Source organism: Haladaptatus sp. AB643 (assembly GCF_024136975.1).
Classification (GTDB): domain Archaea; phylum Halobacteriota; class Halobacteria; order Halobacteriales; family Haladaptataceae; genus Haladaptatus.
Genome location: NZ_JAMYJW010000003.1, coordinates 53,234 through 78,875, shown reverse-complemented (window position 1 = coordinate 78,875; position 25,642 = coordinate 53,234). Strand labels below are relative to the sequence as shown.

Genomic DNA, 25,642 nt, shown 5'->3' with positions numbered 1-25,642 from the left:
TGTCTTGCGATTTTATCGAATTATCATTCGGTTCGGGACGGTGAAAGTCGCCAAAAAATTCGAGTCGGTGAGCCGTTCGGTTCCGCCGTTCAGACCCAATCGTAGACGCGGATGTAGTCCACTTCCATGCGCTGAGGGAACTGCGTGCTGGCGTCGGGTGCACCGGGCCAGTTGCCACCGACGGCGACGTTGAGCAGGAAGAAGAACGGGCCGTCGTCGAACACCCACTCGCGACCGGCGTTCTGTGCGTCGTACAGCGTGGTCACGAAGAATTGCTGGCCGTCCACGAAGAACTTGATCGCGTCGGGGTACCACGTCAACGTGAACGTGTGGTAGGCGTCCGAGAACCAGTTGCTCTGGCTGTAGGAACCGCCGACGCCAGCACCGCCGGAGTCGGGACCGTGGACGGTTCCGTGGACGGTGTCGGGGTCGGAGCCGATGAGTTCCATGATGTCGATTTCGCCGCAGTCCGGCCAGCCGACCGAGCCGATGTCGGAGCCGAGCATCCAGATGGCGGGCCAGATGCCTTGACCGTAGGGGAGTTTGGCGCGTACGTCCACGCGGCCGTACTGCTTGTTGTACTTCCCTTGGGTGGTCATCCTGGCCGAGGTGTAGTCACAGCCACCGTACTGCTCCTCGCGGGCCTCGATGACGAGGTGGCCGTTCTCGGTCCACGCGTTGTTGGCCCGATAGTATTCGAGTTCGTTGTTACCCCAGCCGTTGTTGTTGCCGGTCTCGAAGTTCCAGATACTGGTATCGATGGAATCGAACTCGTCGCGCCAACTGAGCGTCCAGTCGTTGTTGTCGAACGATTCGGTGTGAATCATTCCCGGCCCCGCGCTCGCGGTCGAAGTGGCGAACGCGCCGCCACCGAGCGTGACCGCCGCCGCGCTCAGGAACTTTCGACGGTGAAAGCGGTCGCCAGTTGGTTTGTCGTCCGTCGGTTTACCGTCCGTCAAATCGGATGCGTTATCGGAATCCATAGTTCTCACGGCATCGGTCGCTACCTCCTCCAACCACCGCGAGTGGGAGGTTCCGGTAGTCCACCGATGACACCAATTACCACCATCCAACAATATTTAATTATTTATTCTAGCTATTGTAATTATTCATGGGCGGATTGTTTTGGTCACTACAAGAAGAATCGTTAACAGGTTCGTCCCGACGATCAGTTTCAGTCCGTGGTGATCGGTTATACCGTCGGAAGGCGTTCGTAGCGCACGGAGAAAAAGCCGGTTTCGAACGGCTATGACCCGATTCATGAACGTAGATATCTTCGAAACGACCATCGAAATCGATGACGGCCGAATCGCCGAATCGAGCGACGAGATTCGAAAACAAGTCGCCGAATATGAGTCCGGTGACCGCACGACCTTCGACCTTCAGGTCACGGTTCCGGAGGGAATGGCCGGAGCGGTGATGGCCGCGATGGACGCCATCCCGTACGGCGAGACGCGAACGTACGGCGACCTCGCCGCGGCGCTCGATACGACGCCCATCGCCATCGGACAGGCGTGTGCTCGGAACCCAGTCCCGCTGGTCGTCCCCTGCCATCGCGTCGTCGGGAGCGACGGCGCGTTGAAAGGCTACTCGGCGGCCGACGGAGTCACGACGAAACGACGCCTGCTGGACCTCGAAGCCGAGCGGAGTGGCCACCCACGGCAAACCCGACTAGCGACGCACGAGACGCACGAAACACAGCAGTAATCTTTTCATAAACGACCGGTACGGAGCGATACGGATACGATTCGCTACGATACGAGCGTCACGATAGGAGAGGGTGGCGGGGCGGGGATATGGGCTGGAGTGATGGCGCCAGACCAGGACCGTCCGTCAGGGGGATTCGGGACTACCTCGCCACATGGTACTCCTTAGCACAATAATATAAATGCTTTGTGGTGGTTTTAGAAATTAAAACAGTATTCTTCGCTATCCATATCCGGGGTGATCCAAATGCCGATGACAACAGTAGTAAACACGGTTTCGAAGGACGACGGCATCCACCTCGTTCGTCCCCTACTGTCGAGCGAGTTCGGCCCGACGGGACTCGTGGAGCGCATCGCAGACGCCACCCTGTCCGCTCATGTTGACGTGCGCGAGACGTGCCCGCCGATGGACGAGTTCGGCCTCGTCCGGGTCAATATCGTCCCCCTCCGGCGTTCGAAAGAGCCGATCATCTTCGGCGACACGTCCGGTTTGAATCGCTTTGTCGAGATACCGCCGGAGCGGTTCAACGTCCACGACGACTTCGACCGCACCGTCACGAACCCCGACGGCCACGTACTCGTCGAAGAACCGGCAGTCGTCGCGGGTCAGCAGCGCGATTTGTTCGTGGGTCACGCCCGCCGCCAACAGCGTTTCGACTGCGTCGTACTGACGCGCGAGTCGCGCTTTAGCATCGAGCGTCGAGCGTACCTCCGCGATGCCACCGTCGGCGTCGGGAAACGTCGCATCGAAGGAGTGGCCGTTGTTGACGCCCACGGTGACCTCCCGGGCGTGCATGTGCTCACGGAGTCGCATCGAACAGCGAGCGACGCCCGAAAGCCCCTCGACCGCTTCCCGACCGTCGAGCGCCATCATCCACGCGAACGCCGGCGAACACCACGCCGTCGGGAGGGTGAACGACACGTCGACGTGTGCACCGTCCTCCTCGGCGTCGATTTCGATGTCGTCGATGTATTCGAGTTCGACGATCGAACGGTCGAGTTCGGGGTCGGTCACGCCGTCGAGCGCCGACAGAATCGCCGCGCACGTCGGCACGTCGCCGGGGTTCTCCGATACGGTTGTTTCGTCGTTTCCGATGTCCAAGCTGTCCCCCGACATGATCAGTCGTCGGCGGTTGCTCCGCCCTCCTCGTAATGCGTTTGCAAGCCGAACTCGTCGGTGATGCCGTCGTCGCGGAACCGTTTTTTCTTCTCCTCGATGTCGATGTCGTACAGTCGAGCGGCGTTCTCGCCCATTATCTTCCGCATGACCTCCGGCGTGAGTTCGATGCCGTACTCGTCCTTCTGGTCGTCGGTGAGTTCGGCGTTCATCACGGTCTCGACCAGCCAATCGGGGTTCCATAGCGCGTAGTCGCTCCCGAACAGCAGGCGGTCCTCGCCGAGCCAGTAGAGCAGTTCGCCCATGATTTCCCCGAACTTACGCGGGCGGTTCTGCGCCATCGGGGCGGCCACCGCGAGTCCGCCGTACACGTTCGGCTCTTGGGCGGCCAACCAGCAGAAGTCGTCCAGTCGGGGAAGCCCGACGTGCTCCACGACGAAGTTGAGTTCGGTGAACGAAGTCGCGGCGTCGTCCACGTCCTTCACGTCGAAGGCGTCCTTGTTCAGCGGCCGAATGGTCGGCCCCTTGTGTGGATGGATGTTCTCGATTCCCAACTCGGCACACTTTTCGAGGTACTCGAAGGCTTCCTCGCTGTCGAGACGCCATCCCTTCGAATCGTCCAGCCACTCGGCGGTGTAGAGTTTGACGCCCTGGATGTCGTACTCCTCCTTCTGGCGTTCGAGTTCGCGTAGCCCTTCCTCTCCCTCCCGGGGGTCGAACCGCCCGTTGACGATGAAGCGCTCCGGGTTCTCGGCGGCGAAATCCGCGTTGGTGTCCACCGTGTTGAACCCCTCCTCGTAGAACTCCTCCAGATGCGTGGGTTGGAAGATTCCCATGTCCACGGCACCGTTACCGAACAGGTCTTCGAGCATTCGCTCCTGCGGATACTTTCGGTACTCCTCCAGCGTCCACTCGCGCTCGGCGGGCGTGAATCCCGTGTGATAATCGTAAAAACACCGGATGAACTGCTCGCCTCCTTCGTGGATGATGTTCTCCTCGCTCGCATCCCAAAAGTGGATGTGCGAGTCGATGACGAATACGTCCTCCTCGTTCTCCCATCGACCGTCCCCAGTTCCTCTGTACATGTCCATCTAAGTAATGGGCCGAACCCACATAATCTTCACTTACAATCATGCAATATGTGTGTCCCAAATCATATGCCCGGTGACTCGTTCACGAATATTTATGACTGAAGCAGGAGTGGTTTAGACGTCATGGAAGCCGCACGCCTGCACGCGTACACCGACGACATGGAAAACGGCCTCAGCATCGATGAAATCGACAGGCCGGAACCCGAACAGTCGGACCACGTCGTCGTCGAAGTACAGGGGGCCGGATGGTGCCAGACGGACAACCACATCATCGAGGGGTTGTGGACGGACTACGTCGAACAGACCCTTCCGATGACCCTCGGCCACGAGAATGCTGGAGAAATCGTCGAAGTCGGCGACGAGGTGAAAACGGTGAGCGTCGGTGATACGGTCATCTGCCACCCCGTGATGACCTGCGGACAGTGCCGCCAGTGCCGTCTCGGCGAGGACATGTACTGTGAAAACGTCCAGTTCCCCGGACTAACGACGGACGGCGGGTTCGCCGAATATTTGCTCACCAGCGAGCGCTCGGTCATCCCGCTCCCCGACGGCGTCGACCCCGTGGAAATCGCTCCCCACGCCGACGCCGGAATCACGGCCTACCACGCGGTCAAGAAAGCGACCCGAGTGTTGAACCCCGGCGACCACGCCGTCGTCATCGGGGTCGGCGGACTCGGACACATCGGCCTCCAGTGTCTCGACGCGATGAGTGCCGCCGAAATCACGGCGCTCGACGTGAAATCGGAAGCCCGAGATCTGGCCGACAGCCTCGGCGCACACCACACGGTCGATCCGACGACCGAGGACGTGGCGACGGTCATCGAGGACATCACCGACGGCGCGGGTGCCGAGCAGGTCATCGACTTCGTCGGGCGGGACGAAACGACCGCGTATGCCCCGGATATCGTCGCCCCCGGCGGCGATCATCACATCGTCGGCTACGGCGGCCACATCCACGAGCCCTCCCAATCGCTCGTGAACGGCGAGTTCTCCTACCGCGGCACGCTCGTCGGCCGCTACACCGAACTCCAAGAACTCGTCACGCTAGTCGAACGCGGCGACGTCACCCTCCGGACCTCCCGCTACGATCTCGACGACATCAACACCGTCGCGGAAAAACTCGAACACGGAGAAATAGAGGGCCGAGCGGTCATCACGCCGCCGTGACGGTTCGGTGAGCGTTCGACCGATTCTAGGCGAGAACGCGCGACAACACGCGGCGCGAGACGAAACTGGTCGAGATCGATCCGCCGATGTACCACACGAGCCACACCTTGACCGGCCCGATGAGCGTCGCGGTCAGCGCGATATGGCCAACGACCGGGAGCGAGAGCGCGAGCGGAACCGTCGCCGACGCCGGGTTCGCCATCGCCCACCGAATCCAGAGGAACACCGGCACCGTGAGGAGCATGCTCCACGCCAGCGGGCGGAACTGGAGTTTCAGCATCGCAAGCCAACTCCGCAGCAGTTCCGTCTGCTCGTCGGCAATCGAATCGGTTCCATCTCCATCCTCCTCGGTCGAGGACGAGGTTCGTTTCTGGAGGGTCTCGATGCGTTCCTGTAGTCGCTCCATCCTCTCGGAGTCTCCCAAGAGGAGTCGGAGCGTCGTCGAGTACAGACCGGTCGTCCCGGCCACCCCGAACAGGAGGACCGAGACGGGCAAGAGCGTCGCAAGCGGGCTGAGAACGAGGTTCACCGCCATCGCGATCGATCCTTGCACCGGTGCCAGATAGTATCCGGACATCAGCGTCAGCGCGAGGAGTCCGGCGAATTTGTCGTACACCGTCCAACTGGTTTCGAGGACCATGACCGTGAATTCGTGTCTCGACTGATCAATCTTCTGCGTAAAATAGTTCCATCTGACACATTCGTCGGGCGGCGAATTCCGGAGAATCCGCTACGCGCTCGTCCCGACCCACTCCGCACACAGTTCGATCGTCGGGAGCAACGGGACGTCGCTGTCGCTGAGCGCGACGAACAGCGCCCCGTCCTCGTCCGGGAAGTGGACGACGACCGCTTCGTCGAACGTGTAGAGGGCGAAATCCAGCGCGCCGGTGCGGAACACGTTTTCGGCGTCCTCGCGCGCTTCGGTTCGGAGTAGCGACTCGTCGTGAAGTCGCTCGAAATCGTCGGGTCGAAATCGCCCATCGATGTCGGCACGGGTGAACAGGAGTTCGTACCCGTCGGGTCGCGCATCGGCGACCACCAACAGTGCCGACCCGAGTTTCGATTGGAGGGCGGCGACGAACGCTTCGTCTGACTCGAACACGGTAGAGGAAGTTCGGCCACCGAAGCTATCAAGGTTTGGTGCGATTCGCATCGAAATCGAACGACTAGACGACCGATCATCCTCCGGGTCAACCGCCGTTCGACTCCCCCACTCGCTCGATATCGGTCGAACCGCAGTACGGGCAGTTCAGATCGGGAAGGTCCGCCAGCGCCGTCGAATACCGGAACGTGCGACCGCAGTAGCCACACCGATACTCGTCGCCCGCTATCGTGAAGAGTCGTCTGACCGCGTCGAGGAGACCCATCGAGGAACCTTCACCACGAAACCACATAACGTTCGGTCGTCCGCGAGACCCGTCGGTCGGGGATCACAACCCGGAGTACGTCCTCGATTTCATCGTTCTGACCGTCCTTCGGAAGGGAGAGAGAACCGAGACCGTCACGAACGGTAAGAAGAGAACCGGTCCATGACGGCTCGGTCTTGCCTGACTTGGCTGTTTGAGCGGCATCGGAAGACGCCGCATTTCTCGCTCACCGTTGCCGAGCAATAAATCTTTCATCATGACTTCGAGATTTTACGAAGATTACACACGATCCGTATGGTTCGGTGCCGATTTGCTCACTTCGTTCGCGATACGGACGCCGCGGGAGCGTGCGTCGAAAAGGCAGTCCGGGCGTGGCGGGAGCGAGTGAAACGAGACATTCCGGGCGTGCGGCGCTTTGCTCACGGCGTTGCCGTTCGCATCGAGGCGCTTCGCGCCTCGTAGTCGCGCCGTTCCGGGCCGTGGCTCGTAGGATTCGAATCCCTCGCCCGTTTTCACGGCTCGCTAGCGCTCGCCGGAGAACGGGCGTGGCGGGGCTCCCGCGAACGAGGATCGAGCGAGGGGGAGTAAGCCACGCCCGTTGACGGAGCGAAGCGTAGTCAACGGGCGTGGCGGGATTCGAACCCGCGGTCGAGAGGTTAGGAACCTCTCGCCCTATCCGCTAGGCCACACGCCCTCATATAATTTCGAAGAAAAACGTCTACGAGTCGGTTTCGGTTTTCGTGTTGGTGCTGGTTTCCGTCTCCGTCTCCATCTCCGTCTCGGTTTCCGTGGGGGAAACGGGTTCGCTCTCGACTTCCTGTGCAGGACTGGACGTGCCGGTGTTCTGCATGTCTTGGAGTTCCTGCTCGACTTCTTCACGACCTTTCTTGAACTCACCCATCGCCTCTCCCGTGGAGCGTGCGAGTTCCGGAATCTTGTTTGCACCGAACAGGAGAACCGCGATGAGCAGAATCACGACGAGTTCTGCTCCGCCGGGAATCGGCCCGAATAGTGGTATCATTTCGAACATCCTCTACCAGTTTCTTACCCATTGCCAACTATAGGCTTTTTGCTCTTCTCAGGGTCGAGACCACGACGCCACGAATCGCCTTCGTTGCTCGAATACATCCCGCTCGTCGTTTCTCTCCCGTCGTCATTTCACAGAACGATGACATCGGATGCCTGCCAGTAATCCGCCCTGACGGTGTACTTAGCCATTGGCAGTCGGACCGCAGACGTAGCCGAGAGGGTCGGATGCTCCACGTGGATGGACGAAAATCGCTGACGGAACGCTGACGGGGTGGTATTGTGGGCGTGTGAAAAATAATCCGAAACGCTCCCCGAGAGCTTTTCCCTCCAGAACGAGAATAGGGTCGGCATGGATACGGAACCAGCCGAAAGTGAAATCGACGACGGGCGGCATGCCTACGACCCGGATGCCGAACACGCCTTCCCCGACGAGAAGTTGAACGAGGTGCTCGAATTCATCGCGAACGACGAGGAGATTCAAGCGTATCTCGACGCCCAAAACGTCAACGCGGTTACGCGCAAGGGATACAACGACCACGGCCGAAAACACATCGAGATCGTTCGCAATCGTGCGCTCCTCCTCTATGACCTCCTGAAACGCGGCAACGTCGAGTTCAACGGCGCGGCCGACGAGGGATTGGACGAGTCCGACGAGAGCGTCATCATCGCCTTCGCGTCGACGCTCCACGACATCGGTCACATCGTCCACCGCGACGATCACTCCTACTACTCGATTCCGCTCGCGGCCGACCTCCTCGACCGGGTTCTGCCGAACTTCTACGACGTCGAAAACACGGTGCGGATGAAGGGCGAAATCCTCCACGCAATCCTCTGTCACCACACGGAAGAAGACCCGCTCACGACCGAAGCGGGCGTCATCCGCGTTTCGGACGCGCTCGATATGGAACACGGTCGCTCGCGCATCCCGTACGAGAAAGGTGGACGCGGTATCAACACCGTCTCCAGTCAAGCCATCAAGAAGGTCACGCTCCGGCAGGGGGACACCGTCCCCGTCCTCGTGGAAATCGAGATGCTGAACGCCGCGGGTGTGTATCAGGTCGATAACCTACTCAAGGCGAAGCTTCACGGCTCCGGACTCGAAGACGACATCCGTATCGTCGCCTTGAACGTCCGCGAAGGAAGCGACCACATCGTCGAGCGCGTCGAACTCTAACGGACGTTCTCGTACACGGCCGCCAACTGCTCGACCGCCCGTTCGACGCTGACTTGATTTCTCCGGGCGAGACACGTTTCCCGAAGTTCGTCGTGTTCCGCCAGCGCGCGACGAATCGCGGTACGGATTCCCTCGATGTCGCCGCTCTCGAAGTGATACCCTGTTTCTCCCGCGACGACGGTGTTCGACAGCGCGCCCGCATCCGCACCGACGACAGGTGTTCCACAGGCGTTCGCTTCGAGCGCGACCAACCCCTGCGTTTCGACCGGACTCGGAAACGCGAACACGTCGAGGGCGGTGTAAAACGCCGCCATTTCGTCGCGTTCGAGAAAGCCGAGGAACCGAACGTCCGCGTCACAGTCGGCCGCCTGCTTTTCGAGCGACTTTCGGGCGGGACCGTCGCCACCGAAGACGAGGGTGATGTCCATCCCGTCGGCCGCCGCGATGACTTCCGAGAGGCGCTTTTCGTAGCCGTGGCGGCCGGTGTAGCCGATGATCGGCGTGTCGACGTCGAGATCGTACTTCCGGACGAACGCACCGGTTTCGACCGGGTGAAACCGCTCGATGTCCACGCCGTTCGGGACGACGTGAACCGGCGCATCGACGCCGACCGTCTCGACGACGTGTCGCTTGGTCGCCTCGCTCGGTGTGAGTACCGCATCGGAGCGCCCGAAGAACCACCGTTCGTACGCCCCTGCGGCCCGTTCGACGTAATCCGCGACGGAGTCGTTCGGGACGAGGTAATCCGCGTACTCGCCGGTCGGTGTGTGATACGAAGTCACGAATGGTCGGTCGTGTTTTCGGGCGAGCCGAAGGCCGCCGACGCCGATGGCGAAGGGCGTGTGCGCGTGAACGATTTCGGCGTCGAGGACGGCCTTCGGGATGCGGGGTGTTCCGAGTCGATACCCTTCGTAAAACGGGAACGGCAGGCTTCCGATGGGGTGTTCGCCTTGCTCCGGCGTGTAGCCGTCGGATTGGGGATACACGACGTCCATTCGACCGCCGTTCTTCTCCCAGAAGTCGCGCCACGTCCGTATCGTGTAGGTGACGCCGTTGATGGTCGGTAGATATGTGTCCGTGAAGGCGGCGACCCATCGGCTCATTAGTCGAGAATTGGAGGACGGGGTGTTAAGGACTTGTGACTTCAGACCAGTTTTGAATACGTCTCGACAAGTTCCTCGCCGACCCGCTCCAAACTGTGCTCGGCCGCGGTTTCACGGGCGTTCTCCCCGAGACGGTCCCGTAGTTCCGGGTCGCGGTGGAGCAGTTCGAGCGCGCGGCGGAACTCCGTCTCCGTCTCGCATTTCAGGCAATCCACACCGTGCGTGAAGAACTCGTCGAAGACGGGGATGTCCCGAAGGACGACGGCCTTGCCACAGGCCATCGCTTCGAGGACGACGATTCCCTGATTTTCGACCTTCGCCGGGAAGCAGAACACGTCGCCCGCCGCGAACGCCCCGCGTTTGTCCTCCACCCACCCCGAGAACGTGACGTTGTCCGGCGGGTTTTCGGTCCAGCGCTTGACCGTCGAACTGGCGTGCGGGCCGTCGTCCACGGTTCCGAACCACACGAAGTCGAACGCCGTCTGCTGTGCCACTCGGCAGAATGTCGTGAGACCCTTGCGCTCGAAGACGTTGCCGAGCGCGAAGACCACCATCCCGTCCAGATCGTAGCGCGCGCGGTACTCGTCGCGGAACGACTGGAATCCCTCCAGCGATTCGGCGTCAACACCGTTCGAAATCGGCTGAATCGGCGCATCGACGGGATAGCGTTCGAGGACTGATTTCGTGTATTCGCTCGGACAGAGCACGAGGTCGGCCTGCGAATAGAACCACTTCAGATAGCGACCGAGGGGGCGCGCGGCGATGCTCGATCCGCGAAAGCTCTCGGCGAAGTCCTCGCTCGTGACGTGCGCGTGAAGGACGAGCGGGATGTCGTTGCGCTTGGCGTGGCGCGCGACGGCGATCGACCCCGGGCCGATGACGTTGCAGTGAGCGAGGTCGAAATCGGTGAAGAAACCACTCCCTACCGCCCCCGATGGGAGTGCATGGAGGGGCGTTTTTCCGTTCCACGGCGACGTGACGACATCCACGCTCGTCCCCGCGAGCGCCTTGCGTTGCTGCTTTGTGGAGGTTCCGATGCCGCTACGGGCTAACTCGGATTCGAGTTCGAGGTAGTTGAGTACGCGCACTGCGGAGGAGATGGCACAGTGACCCATTACTCCTTTCGGAAAGGAGTCATTGACCGACCGCAAAGTATTTGTTCCCGTACGAGCATGACTCGCATGGGGCAATACAGGAACGATTTCTATCCTTGTCCTGTCTCGCCCCGGAAACCCCCCACCCCCCCATTCCGAATGACAGTAGCTCAAGAGCGAATAGAGCGTCTCACAGTACTCGCACGGGACGCCACCGCAGAGTGTAACGACGACCGAGCGCGCGAATACGTCCGCCTCGCCAGACGAATCGCCGAACGCCAGCGGTTGTCCCTCCCCCGACAGTTCAAGCGATTCACCTGCGATGCCTGCGACGCCTACCTCCGCCCCGGAAAGAACGCGCGCGTCAGACTACAGGGCGGCCACGTCGTGGTTACCTGCGACTGTGGCAACCAGACGCGCTACCCGTACGACTGACCGCTATCATCCCCTTCCCGCGGTTTTTGATTCCGGCGATATTCTCCACGGAAAGGAGTGATTACACCCTCTTTCGCCCGCCGTAGGAACCACCTACTGCGGGATTTTCGACACCACGGTTGCAGCTTCACCGCTTGTTTTCCGCAAGTGTAGACGAAAACACCAAGTCTCGTGCCACATCAATGTGGGGTATGAGCGGACAACGGTGGACGGACATGATCGTGGGGGACAGGATGGCTGTCGATAGGGAGTTCATGGAGGAAGTGACGAACTCCCAGTTTTCACGGCAGGAGTGGGGACTGGTGATGACGGCCGTGGAGTTCGAGATCGAACATCCCGAGGACGACGAGCGGGCGAAACTCGTGGCGGACACGAGCAAGGTCGAGCAGGTGATGCCCGAGATGGACAACATCCAGTCGCAGATGAACTCGATGTCGGGCAAGTCCTCGAAAAAGGAGGGAAAAGGCGTGTTTAGCTCCGTCAAAAGCGCGCTCGGGTTGAGCGGCGACGACTCCGGCGTCGACCAGGACCGACTCGCGGCGGCCGAGGCGTTGGCACAGCAGTACGCCGACGAACTCCAGGACCGCCTCGAATCGAAGGGTAAGTGGGCGCGCGTCAGGACCGCGGTTCAGGACTGATGGACGGTTTACGGCTCGGGGAGTCGAACCGATGAAGATCGTTCCGGACGCGTGGCGATACGCCGCGCCGCCGCTGTTGTTGGCCGGACCACTGGGATTCCTCTCACCCGTTGGGACGCTGCTCGCGCTGGCGACGGGAGGTGCAATCCTGCACTTCTTCCGCGACCCGGAGCGGAACCCACCAGTGGAGGGAATCCTCTCGCCCGCGGACGGGCACGTCTCCGTGATTCGGGAGGAGGGAGACCGCGTTCGCGTCGGCGTGTTCATGAACGTCACGGACGTTCACGTCAACCGCGCACCGGTCGGCGGGCGCGTCGAGTCGGTTGAACACGAACCCGGGAAACACCGTCCGGCGTTCAGCAAGGATTCGGACAACAACGAAAAGGTCCACATCGGGTTTCCGTCCTACGACGTGACGCTCATCGCGGGCGCGTTCGCGCGGCGGATTCATCCGTACGTCGAATCGGGCGACGAACTGGAACGCGGGGAACGGTTGGGTCACATCGCGTTCGGCAGTCGGGCCGACGTACTCCTGCCACCATCGGTCGACGTGACGGACATCGAAGTAAGAAAGGGACAACGCGTGCGCGCTGGAGAGACGGTGTTGACTCGTTCCGAGGTGCGGAGCGACTAGTCGCTCGAATAGTCGCCGCCGTGGAAGAGCGTCAGTTCCTCTGCCTCGTAGATGTTGACGAGTTCGGTGATGATTTCGTCGTAGGATTCGTCTTCGACACGCAGGCTGTCGAGCCGTGAGACGGTCTCCTCATCGAGTGTTATCTTGGGCATCAGTGTCCCATACCGCCCCGACGTTCATTAAAGCATAGGCCGGGAGAGATTTTGGGGACGGTGTCATTCTCCCAATTCCGACTGGAAACCGTCTTATCCGTCGAGTAAGGGGTCGTTACCGGAATCGTAGAGTTGTCTTTCCATTCGATAGTGGTTGGTTTCTCCCCGACAGCCACCGGATAACAAAGTACCCACACTGATGTTAGTCGTACCGACGAGGCTTAGCATGACAACGACAAACAGCCAGATTGCAAGTGGCAGTGACACAGTCGCCGAAAACCGATGCCGAAGCTGCGGTTCCTTCGTGACACGCGATTTCGCACGCGTGTTTGGCAACAACGAGAACGAGGTCTTCGGCTGTCTCGAATGTATGACGGCGACTGAAGTGAAGAAGGGCGGCGCGCGCGCTGAGTTCGTGGACACCTCGAAACTCGTCGGCGGTCGAGAGCCGATCCGCTGAGTCGAACCGACAGTTCGTCTCGGAACCGTACTGGGGGGTACGGTCGAAAGTGGGGTCGGTTTCCGGAAGCGAGGGAGGAAAAACCGTTTGCAGTTCTTTTTCGGATGAGACGGAAATGGCAAGCGTCAGCGTCGCTCGGAGTTATCGCTCGGAGCAGTCGCTCGATGGTGAGAGGATACGGAGAAACGATCGACGGGTGAAATCCCGTCAGTCCGCGTCGGCCGTCGGTTCGGTCAGCAGTTCGCCACCGCGCTCGAACACGCGGCTTGCATCTGGTGCTTCGTACGGCGGTGTGTGGCTGATTTCCGCCATCGTTCGTTTCTCTCGATTCGATCGTCCGCCATCCGTCGTCGGTTCTCGGTGTTGGTTGTCGTCTGTCATTGTTTGTGTGCGTTGGTCACGTCGTCTCTATGCGGTGGTTTAGCTTGCCACGATGCACTGTCGGCTCAGTTTCGTGTCGATTCGGTCGTTTTCTGGTGTGAGTAGGCAGGGGAATCAGACCCCTACGATGAGAATCGGGCCGACAACAGCGTCGCTCGCAACGGTGTGCGAGACATTGACTTGCTGTTCCATCGTTAGCATGTGTATGTGTGACACAGACATATAACCGTTGTGCGCGAGGCAACGATTGCCGGACGGTAGCGGACGGTTCCGAACGAGTCCGGACGAACCGCCACAATCGTAAGGAGGGTTCATGTCGTATCATCGGGCGATGACGAGCGAGGAAGTAACGGACCTACTCAAAAAGGCGTACAGCGACGAAATCGAAACCGTGATGAACTACCTCACGAACTCCATCGTCCTCGAAGGAGTGAGCGCCGAAGAGGTGCGTGAGAGCCTCGAAGAAGACATTCAGGAGGAGTTGGGTCACGCAGAGCGGATCGGACAGCGACTCAAGCAGTTGGACGAGCGGCCGCCCGCATCCTACGACTTCGAGGCGCGACAGGAAGGACTGCAACCGCCGGAGGACAGCACCGACGTGCTCTCGGTCATCGAAGGAGTTCTCGAAGCCGAAGAGGACGCCATCGAGACCTATCGGTCGGTCATATCGGCAGCGACGGACGCGGACGACCCCGTTACCGAGGACCTCGGAGTCACCATCCTCGCCGACGAGGAGGCCCATCGGACGGAGTTCCGCGGGTTCAAGCGAGAGTACGAAAACTGATTGACACACCAAGGCAAGGATTTTTCTCGGGGCGATGAGAGATACCGCCATGAACGATTCCGGGTTCGATTTGGACCTTCAGGCGGCCGAACAGGATATCGACTTCGACGAGGATGCCCGTGTCATCCTCGGCGTCCTCGACGGAACGACCTCCGTCGGGGAACGAGTCGAGGCGATAGAGCGGGGACACACGCTCGTCCTCGCCATCGACGGCGACTTGACCGAGTTGGCGGCCGATCTCGCACCGGCCGTGAAAAAAGGCGGCGGGAATTTGGTGCATTTCCGGAAGTTTCTCATCATCTCACCGCCCGACATCGAAATCGATACGAGCGAACTCTGAGAAACGCCCGCGCCGATGGAGGTAGACAGTAGAAAACCACTGCCCGGATTGCGTCAACGAGGACCACAGGGTGGCCCAAGCGGTAAAAATACAGTGACAGTATATAAAAATTCCATTCTAGAGACCACAAATTTGAGCTACTCGTAGAAAATGCCTATTCATCTGGAATCTGATATCTACCCAGTTGAGAGCGATAGTGAAAAGAATCGCTCCGATGTACTGACACCTGCCGCCATGGAACAACACCAGTCCCTCATCAAGTACGTGCTTCGCTCCGGGGCACGGACAGCAGTGTTACAGGCCATCGTCGATGGCGACGAGACGACACAGGCACTGCTGAATCGGAATCTCGCGAGCGAATCCGCCGTGTACAACGCGCTCACGGAGTTGGAAAATCGTGGATTGATCTACTCCACCCGGGCGAAGCGCTGGGCACCGACGGGAACCGGGTCGGTCGTCTGTGACCTCGTCCGTGAACAACGGGAAACTGAACAAGCACTCGCGATCGACGCCGACTACTGGCAGCGACACGACACCGCCGCGCTCCCCTCCACCGACGTGTTTCGTATCGCCGACCTCGTCGACGCTACCGTCGTCCGAGCGACCGACACCCACCCGTCACGAGCAGTGCGGGAGATCGAACGCCGACTCGAAACCACGACATCCGCGTTGGTCATCGCACCCATCTTCAACGAACGATTTTCGGACGCCCTCCTCGATGGCCTCGACCACAACGGAAAATCGCGACTGATTCTGGGGACGAACGTCCTCAACTCCCTCCTCGAAGAACCGTCGATCCCGATGAACGACGAGTTGGAGGTCCGAGTGGCGAACGTCTCGTTCGCCTTGACGGTGACTGACGACAGCCTGTTGCTCTCACTTCCGCTGCTCGATGGGTCCTACGACGCGGGGGCGGAACTCATCGTCGACTCCGAACGGGCACATCGGCGAGGAACGAGGCTGTTCGAGCACGTCTGGAACGACGCCGAACCGGTCGCCGACTACATCGAGTCGCTCGACGACACTGTCACGTAGTGGCCGTCAGGATCCCGAATTCGAACACCTGTATCGACGGGTTCGACGTGACACACCCGGTCCCCCATTTTCGCCCGAATCGTCCGTCCCTACCAGTCGAGATTCCACTTCGAGTACCAACCAGTCAATTCCCGATCACGTCCGCCGCCGACGGACCGTCCGCACACGAACTGTTCCCCCGTCGATTTATGCGTTCTCCGACGGTATTCGGGGTATGCCTTTGAAAGAGACAGATCCGTCGAACACGTATCGAGAGATCGACCGATGGGACGGTGGCGTCGGTTGGCTGGCACATCCGGACGAAACGATGGAGCGGGCGAGTCACGCGCTGTCCATCGACGGTGATGTGTGGGTTATCGACCCGGTCGATGCCCCGTCGATAGACGAGTTGTTCGCGGAGTTCGGCACGGTCGCCGGTGTGGTCGTCCTCCTCGACCGCCACATGCGTGATGCCGAGGCTGTCGCCCGGAGACACGACGTGCCGCTGTACTTACCCACGTGGGTTCGCCGGAGCGTCAGCGGAGTTCCTGTCCGTCGGTTCGGAACGACGCTCGCCGATACGGGACTACGGGTGCTGAAGCTGTTCGACAATCCGGCGTGGCAGGAGGCCGCACTGTACGACGAAACGGGTGGGACACTCGTCGTCCCCGAATCCGTCGGCACTGCGGACTACTTCCGAACCGGCCACGAGCAGTTGGGAGTCCACCCGATGATCCGACTCTTCCCGCCGGACGAACTACGAGGGTTGACACCGAAACGTATCCTCGTTGGACACGGTCCCGGCGTCTTCGACGACGCGCCGGTAACGCTCGCCGATGCGCTGGACGGGTCCCGTCGTCGGTATCCCTCCTTGCTGGTGGAGACCGTTCGTGGGTTCGTATCGATGTGATACCGTAAGAATTACAAACTGCCGATAGTTTTTTAACATTCGATTGATATCTACGACGTATGTGCCTCGAGAGCCGGAATCAAACCCCTCCAGAGACGGAGGTAATCCGGTGACGATCTCGTTCGATTCCCACGCAGACGGAATCGTAATACAGGACCCAATCGAGCGGCGCACGTTTTCCCTCCATACGTTCGATGCGGTTCACCCCGTTGCGGTCGACACCGACTCGTTTTGTTTTCCGGTCGACTGCGCAGTTCGCGTTCGGACTTCCGGACTCCGCCTTCCAATCCCGACAGCGGTCTACGTTCGCGATGCGTCCGGTGAGATGTTGACGAGTATCGAAGGGATTCAACACGAGGAACTCCCGAGCGGGACGTACACCATCGAACTCTGCCCGCCGATCAAACTATACTTGCACGTCGAAGGGACGGTCAGTATCAGCGCTTCGTTCGAGGACGTGACTATCGATTTCGACTCGGTAGTGGACGTGATCATCGGTGGGCGGTCGCTTCACCGACGTCCGGCGGGAACGGTGACGACAACGACGGACCCGGAAGACATGATGGCAGCGATTTCGACGTTCGGGGCGGCGCTGAAGACGACCAGTCCCGAACGGTCGTTTCCAACCCTCCGGGGCCATCCTCCGGTGGTCGAACTCGGCGAGGAACTCCACGTTCCGGACGGGTTGAAACCGCCGGAGACGGGCATCACCATCGAGGTTCCGCCCGAGTACGGTTCGATTTTCCCTGTCGCGCCACTTGCATACTATCTCGGGGCGAAGCTCGTACCTGGAAACACGCCACGAATCGTCACGGACGAATTCGAACGGCCGCTCGACACGCCCCTCGGCTTCGAAAAGGAGGTAGAACGGATACTGAAACAGACGTTCCTCTTCGACTGTATCACCCGTACCGAGGGGTTGTATCCGATCGATTTATACGAACGTCAAGAAGTCGAATCGATGGTCGATTTGGACTTCGAAACGCTGTACGATACTCCGTCGGCAAAGCGTTTGGAGGCGTATCTCTCGGTTCCGTACAGTTTAGTAGCGGAGTTCGTTCCGGACTGGCAGTTGACGACCCACGTATCGCCGATATCGGATAACGTCGAGATGCTCCCGTTCCTCGTCAACGACCTCGCGGTCATACGGACGCCACATGCGAAGGAGGTGTCCGCATCCTCGATACAGGTACCCGCAGTCGAGCAGTTCGTTCGCGGGAAGACGAGAAGTCTGTCCGAATCGGCTGCCAACCCGCGTTCGTTCATCGAACCCGAACCGTCGGACTCGCTCGAAGAAGTGTGGGTCGGCGACGATGCACCGCTCGGCGCGAGCAAGGCGACGGTGACTGCGTTTCAAAATCGGCTCGAACGCTCGGCTAAGGACGGGGATATCGATATCACGGTCGTCTGTAACGATATCGAGATGAGCGAAGAGCGGGACCTCGCGGACGAGGTGTACGGGTCGGGACGGGACCTACCGTTCGACGTGACCGTTCGGTACGAGTTGACCACGGAGGAACTCCGTACCGTCCTCGAATCCGAGGCACAGTTCCTCCACTACATCGGTCACATCGACGAGAACGGGTTCAAATGTATCGATGGGATGCTCGACGCCATGGAACTCGATTCCGTCGGTGTGGAAGCGTTTCTGCTCAACGCCTGCCAGTCGTACGAACAAGGGATGGCGCTCATCGAAGCGGGTGCCATCGGTGGTGTCGTCACGATGAGCGACGTGATAAACAGCGGGGCGGTTCGTATCGGAAAGGCAATGGCGCAGTTGTTGAACTCGGGGTTCCAGCTGTCGGCGGCGCTGAATATCGCCCGAGATCAGAGTATCATCGGTGGCCAGTACACCATCGTCGGAGATGGAACTATCAACGTCGTTCAGACGGAAAGTAACGTTGCAGTGGTTCTCGTAATCGAATCCAACGGCGACTCGTTCGAGCTAACCCCAGTCACGTATATCACCAACCGCGGTGGTATCGGTGGTATAGTTACGCCGCGTCTCTCGGAACGAAATCGGATGTATCTCGCATCGGGTACGCTACCCTCCAGTACGCTTACGAAGAGCGAACTCGAGGAGAACCTCCGCATCGAAAACGTCCCCGTTCATGTCAATGGACAGTTCACGTTGAGTTACTCGGTCGACGTAGAATCGATTTGAGTCGTTTTACGGACCGATCGGACCGACAGCGTACGTGGATGCTGCCGTGTTTCCTGCTTGCGTGAGTAGCAACATCATCGCGAATAGGACGCCGATCATTCGTGGTCTTTCCGCCAGATACGTGGTAAGATCGTCTTTTACCATGAAAATACCCTTTCTCCAGAGATATATTAAATTTTCCCATAAATTATTGAAAACAATCTGTGAGGATGTTGGGTGAATATTATCGTCCGAGTACGTGAACGAGATGCACAGCAACTCGTTGTGGGATCCCTGAGAGGGGTACCGGGCGACGGTATTATCTAAATACGACACGAAGAGGTGCGTGTGGTCTACATCACTCGTGGACTGAACGACGCGCTTCTCGAACTGGCGGCGGACGCCGAACCGAAGAAACTGACCGTTCCGCTAGCTGTTACCCCTGCGGAGGACCTGGACGGCGCGGACGAACTCGAACCGGAAACACCCGTATTCACTCACTTCTATCCGCCGGATACGGGAAAATCCGTGACCGCGGTCTTCGGGATGGACCTCTCGATACCGCCACGACAGACACAGGGCCAGTTCATCTCACACCCGCAAGGCCCACTCGAAGTCACACAGACGGACGACCTACGGGAAGTCGTCGTCGTTGCCGTCCCACCGTGGACACAGGAAACGGTCGCCGCGTTCGACCGTTCCGGGCGAAAACAGGAACTGGTTGTCCTCGATGCCGAACCGCCGGCGGAACTACTCTAGATATCCCAACTCACGCAGTTGGTCGGTTATCTCGCTGAATTCCGACTCCGTGAGCTTTCCCTGCCGTTGGTGCTGAATGACGATACTCCGGAGCAGAAACCGGACGAGATCGCTCGTGTTCGAAAAACTCGTTCCCTCGATCGTCTCCTCCACGCGATCGGCGAGATCCTTCGGAATGGAAACGGTGGTGTACTTCGTCATATCCCTCCGTTGGTCGTCCCTCCGGTTAGGGTTTGTGACCGCCGTCCGGAGGCAGAGCAGTTTGAGACGAAAGACCGTATCACGACGCGAGAAGCTATTCAAATGACCTACAACTCACTCCTACTGCGGCAAGCCCTCCGCGTTGAAGCCGTTCCCGGTGACCGATCAGTCGATGAGATCCTCGAATTCGGGCAACACGTCGTCCGTATCGCTCCCGTCATCGTCGTCCGAATCGTCGGCGTTGGTGTCGGTTTCGTCCGTCTCGTCCGAATCGCTTTCCTCGTCCTCGATGACCTCGACGTCGAGGACGGTGAGCGGAATGTTTTCCAACCGTTGGCCGATTTCTTTCCGGGCGATACGCGATGCGTGTTCCTCTCGCTCGACGTTGAACACCGTCATCTCCAACTCCAGCGCGACGAGTGCCTCGTCGGCGGCGATGAACGCCGGTGGGAGTTCCTCCCCGGATGGCGATGTCCGCGAACCCATGTTTATTTCGACGTAGTTTAGGTCGGGATTGAGCATCTCGCCGGTCTTGGAGATGGCGATGCGCACCGCCTCGTCCGGCGTCTGCACGTCGTAGACCGGGATTGCGGCTTCGACGACAACTCTACAGTTCATAATCCCAACGGTAATTACAGGGCCAGCAGTATGAATTTTCGCCCTTTTGGGGTATCGTGACAGGTCACGACAGCACTTATGTCCGTTTCCGACACATCATGGGCAATGACTCACATGCCGGTCGTGGACGGCCACAACGATACGCTTCTCCGGTTGGGTTCGACCGACGACCCCGTATCGGCGTTCGCGGATGGAATCGAGGGCACGCATATCGACCTCCCGCGTGCCCGCGAGGCGAGACTCGGCGTCGGATTCTTCGCCACCTTCGTCCTGAGCGACGACGAACACGAGGTTCGACGGACCGACGAGGGCTACGAGTTCCCTCTCCCCGACGAACTCGACCACGACGATGCGCGGTCCGCGACGTACCGATACCTCGAACTGCTCCACAGGCTCGCCGCCAACGTCGACGGCTTCCGCGTCGTGGACTCGCTCGACGACTTCGACGCCTGCCTCGAATCGGGTGAACTCGGCGCGGTCCCACATATCGAAGGCGCTGCCGGGGTCGCTCCCGACCTCACCAACCTCGACTTCCTGTACGCCGCGGGCGTGCGCTCCATCGGACCGGTGTGGAGCCGTCCGAACGCCTTCGGTCAGGGTGTCGTCTCGCGCTATCCCGGGAGTCCGGACACCGGCGACGGACTGACCGACGCCGGGAGAGACTTCGTCCGAGCGTGCGAACGGCGCGGCATTGTGATCGACTGTGCACACCTGACCGAACGGGGATTCTGGGACGTCGCCGAGACGAGCGGCGCGCCGCTCGTCGCCTCGCACACCGGCGCGTACAGCCTCTGTCCGCACTCCCGAAACCTGACGGACGAGCAGATAGACGCCGTGGCCGACTCCGACGGCGTCGTCGGAATCGGCTTTCTCGAACCGATTTTGGCCAACGACCCCAATCCGGACGCCGATGCGACCCTGTCCGACCTCGTGGACCATATCGAATACGTCGCCGACCGCGCAGGTATCGACCACGTGGTGTTAGGATCCGACTTCGACGGCGCACCGATACCCGACGACGTGGGCGACGTGACCGGTCTTCCCGCCGTGTTCGCGGAACTCCGGGAACGCGGGTTCGGCGAGGACGACGTTTCGAAGGTCGCCCACGGGAACTGGCGGCGGGTGCTGGCCGCGACGTGGTGAATCGAAAGAGTTGCTTGTCCCCGATACCCATTCCCGGGCGATGGAAACCGGTTCGATACCCGTCGAAGAGTTACCAGGTGGGTTCGACCTCCAATCGACCGTCGAGAGCGGCCAGAGTTACCTCTGGCGGCGCGAGGACGGACGGATGTACGAGACGACCCACGCCTACGGCGGGTCGGCGTGGTACTACACCGTCCTCGACGGGAACGTCATCCGCGCCCGGCAACGGGACGGACTGCTGGAGTGGGAGGCGACGACCGACGCCGAACCTCACCTGTTCTCGCTTTTGCGCCTCGACGACGACTTGGACGCGATAATCGACGCCACACCCGCGGACTCGCTGGTCGAATCGGCCTACGACGAGTATCGTGGCATGCGGATCGTCCGCGATCCCTTTTTCCCGTGTCTCGTCTCCTTCATCTGCTCGGCACAGATGCGCGTGAGCCGAATCTACGGCATGCAGACCGCGCTGGCCCGCGAATTCGGAACCCCCATCGAGTTCGACGAAAAGACGTACTACGAGTTCCCGACGCCGGACGCGTTGGCCGAAGCGTCGGAGGGGGAGCTTCGGGACCTGAATCTGGGCTACCGTGCGCCGTACGTCAAGAAGTCCGCCGAGTTGCTGTCGTCCGGCGAGGCCTCGCCGGACGACGTTCGCGGGAAATCCTACGAGGACGCCCGCGACGCCATGCAAGCCTTCGTCGGCGTCGGCGACAAAGTCGCCGACTGCGTGCTCCTGTTCGCGCTCGACTACCTGGAGGCCGTCCCGCTCGATACGTGGATTCAGAGCGCCATCGAGGATCATTACCCACACTGCGAACAGGGATCGTACAAAGCCACGTCACGCGCGATTCGGGAACAGTTCGGCGAGTACGCCGGGTACGCACAGACGTACGTGTTCCACTATCTGCGAAGCTGAGCGATCGTCCGGAATTCGGAACAGTTCATTCGATGGCTATTTCGTGGGGCTATCGAAAGTGAGGATATGGTTACTGGACTCCCCGCCCTCCTGTTCGGCTTCCTCATCGGCGTCGCCGTTTCCGGTATCGGTGCGTACATCGCGCTCAGGTCGTTCGTGTACAACGAATTGGACCTCACGAAGGAGGAAATCCGAACGGCGGTAAAACACCTCTCGTACGAACGAATGCCGCCGGAGGAGGGAACCGAAGGGTGAACGGCCCCGAGGATTTTGTGGTTCGACTTCGAATTTTCGCATATGACGGATCGTACTCGTGCACACGTCTTCGTCTCCGGTAAGGTACAGGGCGTCTTCTATCGGGCGAACACCCGGGACACGGCGGAATCGAAGGGAATCGACGGCTGGGTGCAGAACCTCTCCGACGGGCGCGTCGAAGCCGTCTTCGAGGGTCCCGAATCGACGGTCGAGGAGATGGTCGAGTGGTGTCACACGGGGAGTCCGGCCGCGGACGTGGACGGCGTGGCGTCGAGTACGACGACCCGAACGGGGAATCCGGGTTTCGAATCAGACGATAGTTCCGGGGTCGCCGATAGCTTCCTCACGGCCGACGCGAACGAATGCTTTTAAGGCCCGCTATCGGAAAGAGTTCGGTATGGCAATCAAACCCGACTACGTCAAGAAGACAGGGAACATCCTGTTGGAGCGATATCCGACCGCATTCACGAAGGACTTCAGCCAGAACAAGGACAGCGTCGAAAAGCTGACCAACATCGGCTCGAAGGGCGTCCGCAACCGCATCGCCGGCTACGTCACGCGCAAGAAAGAGTAATTTTCTCAGTGCTGTCGCACTGTTCATCGATTCTGCGGAGCCGAGCGGTTCAATCGTTTTCGACGATCTCCTTGGAGACTCTATCGAACTCGACGCTTCCACATCGTTCACACGTACCCGTGTCCGTCGGGAGGACGTACGAGCCGTCGTCTCGAACGCGGGCGGAATATGCACGGCCGCACCTCTGACATGTGACAACATCCCTCTCCATGCTCTCCCAGAGGCTTCAACCGATATATGAGCATAGTGTTCAAACATGAGACACGTATCGCCGTGAGAATCGATGGACGGCAATCGGTCTCACGGCAAACTCCGACACCGTCGAAAGCTACTTGCACACTCCTGCTATCGAGTTCCACATGAGTGTTAACGTCGGAATTCTCGGCGGAACCGGAGCGGTCGGACAGCGATTCATTCAACTCCTCGACGGTCATCCAGACTTCGAACTGACGACGATAACCGCGAGCGAGGACAGCGCGGGCAAACTCTACCGCGAAGCGGCGAAGTGGCGAATCGACTCGCCCATCCCGGAGTATGTCGGCGACATCGAAGTACGCGCGACCGACCCGAGAGACGTCCCGGACGATGTGGACCTCCTCTTTTCGTCGCTCCCGTCCGGCGTCGCGGCCGAAGTGGAACCGAAGTTCACCGAGGCGGGATACGTCGTCTCCTCGAACTCCTCGAACGACCGAATGGCCGAGGACGTACCGCTCGTCATCCCGGAAGTCAACGCGGAGCATCTGGACCTCATCGAAGTCCAGCGCGACGAACGGGGCTGGGACGGCGCGCTCGTCAAGAACCCGAACTGTTCGACCATAACGATGGTGCCCACCCTGGCCGCGCTCGATTCGTTCGGTCTCGAACGCGTGCACGTCTCCACCCTGCAAGCCGTCTCCGGCGCGGGCTACGACGGCGTCACGTCGATGGAGATCATCGACAACGTCATCCCGCACATCGGCGGCGAGGAGGAGAAGATGGTGGACGAGCCACAGAAACTGCTCGGCACCTTCGACGGCAGCGAAATCTCGCTTCACGACGTGGACGTGGCGGCCTCGTGTAATCGCGTCCCGACGCTAGACGGCCACCTCGAAAACGTGTGGGCGGAGACGACCGAGGAGATAACGAAGGCGAGCGCCGAGGAAGCCCTCGAAAACGCCACCACGCTCGACCTCCCGAGCGCGCCGGACCCGCTCATCAAGGTGTTCGAGGACCCCGACCGCCCGCAACCCCGCCTCGACCGCACCCTCGGCGGCGGCATGCAGGTTGCGGTCGGCGGCGTGCAGGAGACCCCGGCGGGCATCCAGTACAACTGCCTCGCCCACAACACGATTCGCGGCGCCGCCGGTGCGAGCGTGCTGAACGGCGAACTCCTCGCGCAGGAAGGGTGGATCTGAGACGGATTAGGAGACGAGATAGCGAAGTAGAACGCCGTCGTCCATCGTATCGACCGAATCGAGTTCGAGGTCCGGAAACGATTTTCTCTCCACGAAGCCCTCACCGTCCGCGAGCGTCGGTGCGTCCCGGCCGCCGATGACCAGCGACCCGACGTAGAGACGGAGTTCGTTCACCAGTTCGGCCTCGAAGGTCGAGAAGATGAGTTCGCCGCCGCCCTCGACCATGACCTGTTCGGTGCCGCGCGATTCGAGTTCGGAAAACGCCCGGCGGAGCGAGACGCGACCGTTTCCGGCGACGACGACGTCCGCCCCGGCCCCGCGCAGTGCTCGGACGTTCCGAGTCGGTGCGCTTTCGGCGACGAAAATGAGGGTGTCCGCCCTGTCGTCCAACACCTGCGCGTCGAGCGGGGTTCGCGCACGCGAGTCCGCGATGATGCGTGTCGGGTTTGCTCCATCGTCGGCGGTCAGGGAGGGGTCGTCCGCGAGGACGGTCCCGACGCCGACCACGATGGCGTCGCTTTCCACCCGAAGGTCGTCAACCCGGTTGAAGTCGTTCGCGCCGCTGATGGCGACCTGCTCGCGCTGGCAGGAGGAGAGCTTTCCGTCGGCGCTCATCGCGGCGTTGACGACCACGTGCATGGATTATCGTATGCTAGCCCGGTGAAAACCCCTTTCGGTGTCGCGGAAGGAGGAACGGTCGCTTTGTCGGAATGAGTTCGGTTTGGGTGAGAATGTTCGAGACGGTCGTGGTGCCGTCGTTGCTGTCTGAGATGTGAAACTAAACACTCATCTCCCAAACTGTTTCAGTTCCTTCACGAACAAGACATGGAAGCAAAATCGAGCCAACTCGGTGGCATCGGTATCCTCCTCGTTTCGATATATCTCCTCGTTTTCGGTGGAATTCTGGGTTCGTACAGTAGCACCGCACTCGACCCGATACTAGCGTACGGAAGCGTTCCAGTCATGCTGATCGGGTTGGTCTTCGCGTGGGGATTTGCCGGGCGATAGCGGATTTCGGTCGATTTCGATTCCACCTCCAT

Annotated in this window: 34 protein-coding genes, 1 tRNA gene and 1 pseudogene; 20 read left to right on the top strand and 16 right to left on the bottom strand. The window is 60.2% G+C overall.

The genetic code is table 11. The annotated features are described in order from the left end of the window. Window positions 1–89: 89 nt before the first annotated feature. Window positions 90–983, bottom strand: a complete 894-nt coding sequence (locus NKF25_RS07445) for a glycoside hydrolase family 16 protein (RefSeq protein ID WP_253226065.1) — start codon at window positions 981–983, stop codon at window positions 90–92. Window positions 984–1,260: 277 nt separating this feature from the next. Here NKF25_RS07445 and NKF25_RS07440 point away from each other — a divergent pair, with 277 nt between their 5' ends. Next, on the top strand, window positions 1,261–1,707 hold the full coding sequence (locus NKF25_RS07440; protein WP_253226064.1) for a methylated-DNA--[protein]-cysteine S-methyltransferase: 447 nt from the start codon (window positions 1,261–1,263) through the stop codon (window positions 1,705–1,707). 309 nt (window positions 1,708–2,016) lie between these two features. Here the strand turns inward: NKF25_RS07440 and NKF25_RS07435 are convergent, their stop codons facing one another. Both NKF25_RS07435 and NKF25_RS07430 read right to left on the bottom strand, forming a co-directional pair. Then, on the bottom strand, window positions 2,017–2,823 hold the full coding sequence (locus tag NKF25_RS07435; protein WP_253226063.1) for an iron-sulfur cluster assembly protein: 807 nt from the start codon (window positions 2,821–2,823) through the stop codon (window positions 2,017–2,019). A 2-nt stretch (window positions 2,824–2,825) separates the two neighbouring features. After that, window positions 2,826–3,908, bottom strand: a complete 1,083-nt coding sequence (locus NKF25_RS07430) for an amidohydrolase family protein (RefSeq protein WP_253226062.1) — start codon at window positions 3,906–3,908, stop codon at window positions 2,826–2,828. A 129-nt stretch (window positions 3,909–4,037) separates the two neighbouring features. Between NKF25_RS07430 and NKF25_RS07425 the strand changes: the two genes are divergently transcribed. Further along, a complete protein-coding gene (locus NKF25_RS07425; protein ID WP_253226061.1) occupies window positions 4,038–5,081 on the top strand; it encodes an NAD(P)-dependent alcohol dehydrogenase in 1,044 nt (347 codons plus the stop codon). Window positions 5,082–5,106: 25 nt separating this feature from the next. On the opposite strand, the gene NKF25_RS07420 is transcribed toward NKF25_RS07425, so the two are convergent. From NKF25_RS07420 to NKF25_RS07395, 6 genes are all read right to left on the bottom strand, one after another. After that, the gene (locus tag NKF25_RS07420; protein ID WP_253226060.1) at window positions 5,107–5,721 is read right to left on the bottom strand and encodes an EMC3/TMCO1 family protein; all 615 of its coding nucleotides are present in this window, start codon (window positions 5,719–5,721) and stop codon (window positions 5,107–5,109) included. Between the two features lie 90 nt (window positions 5,722–5,811). Further along, window positions 5,812–6,183, bottom strand: a complete 372-nt coding sequence (locus tag NKF25_RS07415) for a hypothetical protein (protein ID WP_253226059.1) — start codon at window positions 6,181–6,183, stop codon at window positions 5,812–5,814. A gap of 88 nt (window positions 6,184–6,271) precedes the next feature. Next, window positions 6,272–6,448 (bottom strand): hypothetical protein, encoded by a 177-nt coding sequence (locus tag NKF25_RS07410; RefSeq protein WP_253226058.1) that lies wholly within the window; start codon window positions 6,446–6,448, stop codon window positions 6,272–6,274. A gap of 279 nt (window positions 6,449–6,727) precedes the next feature. Further along, entirely contained in the window at window positions 6,728–6,964 is a 237-nt protein-coding gene (locus NKF25_RS07405) for a hypothetical protein (protein WP_253226057.1), read from the bottom strand. Window positions 6,965–7,069: 105 nt separating this feature from the next. Next, window positions 7,070–7,142: transfer RNA gene (locus tag NKF25_RS07400), tRNA-Arg, on the bottom strand. 24 nt (window positions 7,143–7,166) lie between these two features. Then, window positions 7,167–7,448, bottom strand: coding sequence for a twin-arginine translocase TatA/TatE family subunit (locus NKF25_RS07395; RefSeq protein WP_342766320.1), 282 nt, complete (start codon window positions 7,446–7,448; stop codon window positions 7,167–7,169). A gap of 378 nt (window positions 7,449–7,826) precedes the next feature. Between NKF25_RS07395 and NKF25_RS07390 the strand changes: the two genes are divergently transcribed. Next, window positions 7,827–8,651, top strand: a complete 825-nt coding sequence (locus NKF25_RS07390; protein WP_066145896.1) for an HD domain-containing protein — start codon at window positions 7,827–7,829, stop codon at window positions 8,649–8,651. Here the strand turns inward: NKF25_RS07390 and NKF25_RS07385 are convergent. Both NKF25_RS07385 and NKF25_RS07380 read right to left on the bottom strand, forming a co-directional pair. Next, a complete protein-coding gene (locus tag NKF25_RS07385; RefSeq protein ID WP_253226055.1) occupies window positions 8,648–9,754 on the bottom strand; it encodes a glycosyltransferase in 1,107 nt (368 codons plus the stop codon). The genes NKF25_RS07390 and NKF25_RS07385 overlap by 4 nt on opposite strands. 41 nt (window positions 9,755–9,795) lie before the next feature. After that, window positions 9,796–10,842 (bottom strand): glycosyltransferase, encoded by a 1,047-nt coding sequence (locus tag NKF25_RS07380; RefSeq protein ID WP_253226396.1) that lies wholly within the window; start codon window positions 10,840–10,842, stop codon window positions 9,796–9,798. Window positions 10,843–11,007: 165 nt separating this feature from the next. Between NKF25_RS07380 and NKF25_RS07375 the strand changes: the two genes are divergently transcribed. From NKF25_RS07375 to NKF25_RS07365, 3 genes are all read left to right on the top strand, one after another. Further along, window positions 11,008–11,283, top strand: a complete 276-nt coding sequence (locus tag NKF25_RS07375; protein ID WP_253226054.1) for a ribonuclease P protein component 4 — start codon at window positions 11,008–11,010, stop codon at window positions 11,281–11,283. Between the two features lie 191 nt (window positions 11,284–11,474). Then, on the top strand, window positions 11,475–11,921 hold the full coding sequence (locus tag NKF25_RS07370; RefSeq protein ID WP_253226053.1) for a DUF5799 family protein: 447 nt from the start codon (window positions 11,475–11,477) through the stop codon (window positions 11,919–11,921). Between the two features lie 31 nt (window positions 11,922–11,952). Beyond that, the gene (locus tag NKF25_RS07365) at window positions 11,953–12,555 is read left to right on the top strand and encodes a protein sorting system archaetidylserine decarboxylase (protein ID WP_253226052.1); all 603 of its coding nucleotides are present in this window, start codon (window positions 11,953–11,955) and stop codon (window positions 12,553–12,555) included. Here NKF25_RS07365 and NKF25_RS07360 read toward each other — a convergent pair. Next, window positions 12,552–12,707, bottom strand: a complete 156-nt coding sequence (locus NKF25_RS07360) for a hypothetical protein (RefSeq protein ID WP_190303785.1) — start codon at window positions 12,705–12,707, stop codon at window positions 12,552–12,554. The two genes, NKF25_RS07365 and NKF25_RS07360, sit on opposite strands and share 4 nt — an antisense overlap. A gap of 226 nt (window positions 12,708–12,933) precedes the next feature. Here NKF25_RS07360 and NKF25_RS07355 point away from each other — a divergent pair, with 226 nt between their 5' ends. Further along, the gene (locus NKF25_RS07355; RefSeq protein ID WP_049805629.1) at window positions 12,934–13,167 is read left to right on the top strand and encodes a hypothetical protein; all 234 of its coding nucleotides are present in this window, start codon (window positions 12,934–12,936) and stop codon (window positions 13,165–13,167) included. 207 nt (window positions 13,168–13,374) lie between these two features. Here the strand turns inward: NKF25_RS07355 and NKF25_RS07350 are convergent, their stop codons facing one another. After that, window positions 13,375–13,548: a hypothetical protein gene (locus NKF25_RS07350; RefSeq protein WP_190303784.1), complete on the bottom strand. Its 174-nt coding sequence runs from the start codon at window positions 13,546–13,548 to the stop codon at window positions 13,375–13,377. Window positions 13,549–13,879: 331 nt separating this feature from the next. On the opposite strand from NKF25_RS07350, the gene NKF25_RS07345 reads away from it, so the two are divergent. From NKF25_RS07345 to NKF25_RS07320, 6 genes are all read left to right on the top strand, one after another. After that, window positions 13,880–14,332: a ferritin-like domain-containing protein gene (locus tag NKF25_RS07345; protein ID WP_253226395.1), complete on the top strand. Its 453-nt coding sequence runs from the start codon at window positions 13,880–13,882 to the stop codon at window positions 14,330–14,332. Window positions 14,333–14,381: 49 nt separating this feature from the next. Then, window positions 14,382–14,672: a DUF5779 family protein gene (locus NKF25_RS07340; protein ID WP_253226051.1), complete on the top strand. Its 291-nt coding sequence runs from the start codon at window positions 14,382–14,384 to the stop codon at window positions 14,670–14,672. A 234-nt stretch (window positions 14,673–14,906) separates the two neighbouring features. Then, a complete protein-coding gene (locus NKF25_RS07335) occupies window positions 14,907–15,707 on the top strand; it encodes a transcriptional regulator FilR1 domain-containing protein (protein WP_253226050.1) in 801 nt (266 codons plus the stop codon). Between the two features lie 214 nt (window positions 15,708–15,921). After that, window positions 15,922–16,596, top strand: a complete 675-nt coding sequence (locus tag NKF25_RS07330; protein WP_253226049.1) for a hypothetical protein — start codon at window positions 15,922–15,924, stop codon at window positions 16,594–16,596. Between the two features lie 109 nt (window positions 16,597–16,705). Further along, window positions 16,706–18,760, top strand: coding sequence for a CHAT domain-containing protein (locus NKF25_RS07325; RefSeq protein WP_253226048.1), 2,055 nt, complete (start codon window positions 16,706–16,708; stop codon window positions 18,758–18,760). A 327-nt stretch (window positions 18,761–19,087) separates the two neighbouring features. Then, entirely contained in the window at window positions 19,088–19,498 is a 411-nt protein-coding gene (locus NKF25_RS07320; RefSeq protein WP_253226047.1) for a hypothetical protein, read from the top strand. Here NKF25_RS07320 and NKF25_RS07315 read toward each other — a convergent pair. Beyond that, window positions 19,490–19,699, bottom strand: coding sequence for a ribbon-helix-helix domain-containing protein (locus tag NKF25_RS07315; RefSeq protein WP_066145871.1), 210 nt, complete (start codon window positions 19,697–19,699; stop codon window positions 19,490–19,492). The genes NKF25_RS07320 and NKF25_RS07315 overlap by 9 nt on opposite strands. A gap of 165 nt (window positions 19,700–19,864) precedes the next feature. Next, on the bottom strand, window positions 19,865–20,317 hold the full coding sequence (locus NKF25_RS07310) for a DUF555 domain-containing protein (RefSeq protein ID WP_253226046.1): 453 nt from the start codon (window positions 20,315–20,317) through the stop codon (window positions 19,865–19,867). A gap of 105 nt (window positions 20,318–20,422) precedes the next feature. On the opposite strand from NKF25_RS07310, the gene NKF25_RS07305 reads away from it, so the two are divergent. The 6 genes and pseudogenes from NKF25_RS07305 (at window position 20,423) to asd (ending at window position 24,602) form a co-directional block, all read left to right on the top strand. Next, window positions 20,423–21,460 (top strand): dipeptidase, encoded by a 1,038-nt coding sequence (locus NKF25_RS07305; RefSeq protein WP_253226045.1) that lies wholly within the window; start codon window positions 20,423–20,425, stop codon window positions 21,458–21,460. Window positions 21,461–21,500: 40 nt separating this feature from the next. Further along, entirely contained in the window at window positions 21,501–22,379 is an 879-nt protein-coding gene (locus NKF25_RS07300) for a DNA glycosylase (RefSeq protein ID WP_253226044.1), read from the top strand. Between the two features lie 66 nt (window positions 22,380–22,445). Continuing rightward, on the top strand, window positions 22,446–22,634 hold the full coding sequence (locus NKF25_RS07295; protein WP_253226043.1) for a hypothetical protein: 189 nt from the start codon (window positions 22,446–22,448) through the stop codon (window positions 22,632–22,634). 42 nt (window positions 22,635–22,676) lie between these two features. Beyond that, window positions 22,677–22,954 (top strand): annotated as a pseudogene (locus tag NKF25_RS07290) (acylphosphatase). Between the two features lie 77 nt (window positions 22,955–23,031). Next, the gene (locus tag NKF25_RS07285) at window positions 23,032–23,208 is read left to right on the top strand and encodes a 30S ribosomal protein S17e (protein WP_253226042.1); all 177 of its coding nucleotides are present in this window, start codon (window positions 23,032–23,034) and stop codon (window positions 23,206–23,208) included. A 359-nt stretch (window positions 23,209–23,567) separates the two neighbouring features. Further along, window positions 23,568–24,602 carry an aspartate-semialdehyde dehydrogenase gene (gene asd, locus NKF25_RS07280; RefSeq protein WP_253226041.1) on the top strand — a complete coding sequence of 345 codons (1,035 nt, stop codon included), beginning with the start codon at window positions 23,568–23,570 and terminating at the stop codon, window positions 24,600–24,602. 6 nt (window positions 24,603–24,608) lie between these two features. Here asd and NKF25_RS07275 read toward each other — a convergent pair whose 3' ends face one another. After that, window positions 24,609–25,241, bottom strand: a complete 633-nt coding sequence (locus NKF25_RS07275; protein WP_253226040.1) for a 2,5-diamino-6-(ribosylamino)-4(3H)-pyrimidinone 5'-phosphate reductase — start codon at window positions 25,239–25,241, stop codon at window positions 24,609–24,611. Between the two features lie 186 nt (window positions 25,242–25,427). Here NKF25_RS07275 and NKF25_RS07270 point away from each other — a divergent pair, with 186 nt between their 5' ends. Next, complete coding sequence (locus NKF25_RS07270) at window positions 25,428–25,610, top strand: hypothetical protein (RefSeq protein WP_253226039.1); 183 nt, start codon at window positions 25,428–25,430, stop codon at window positions 25,608–25,610. Window positions 25,611–25,642: the final 32 nt, after the last annotated feature.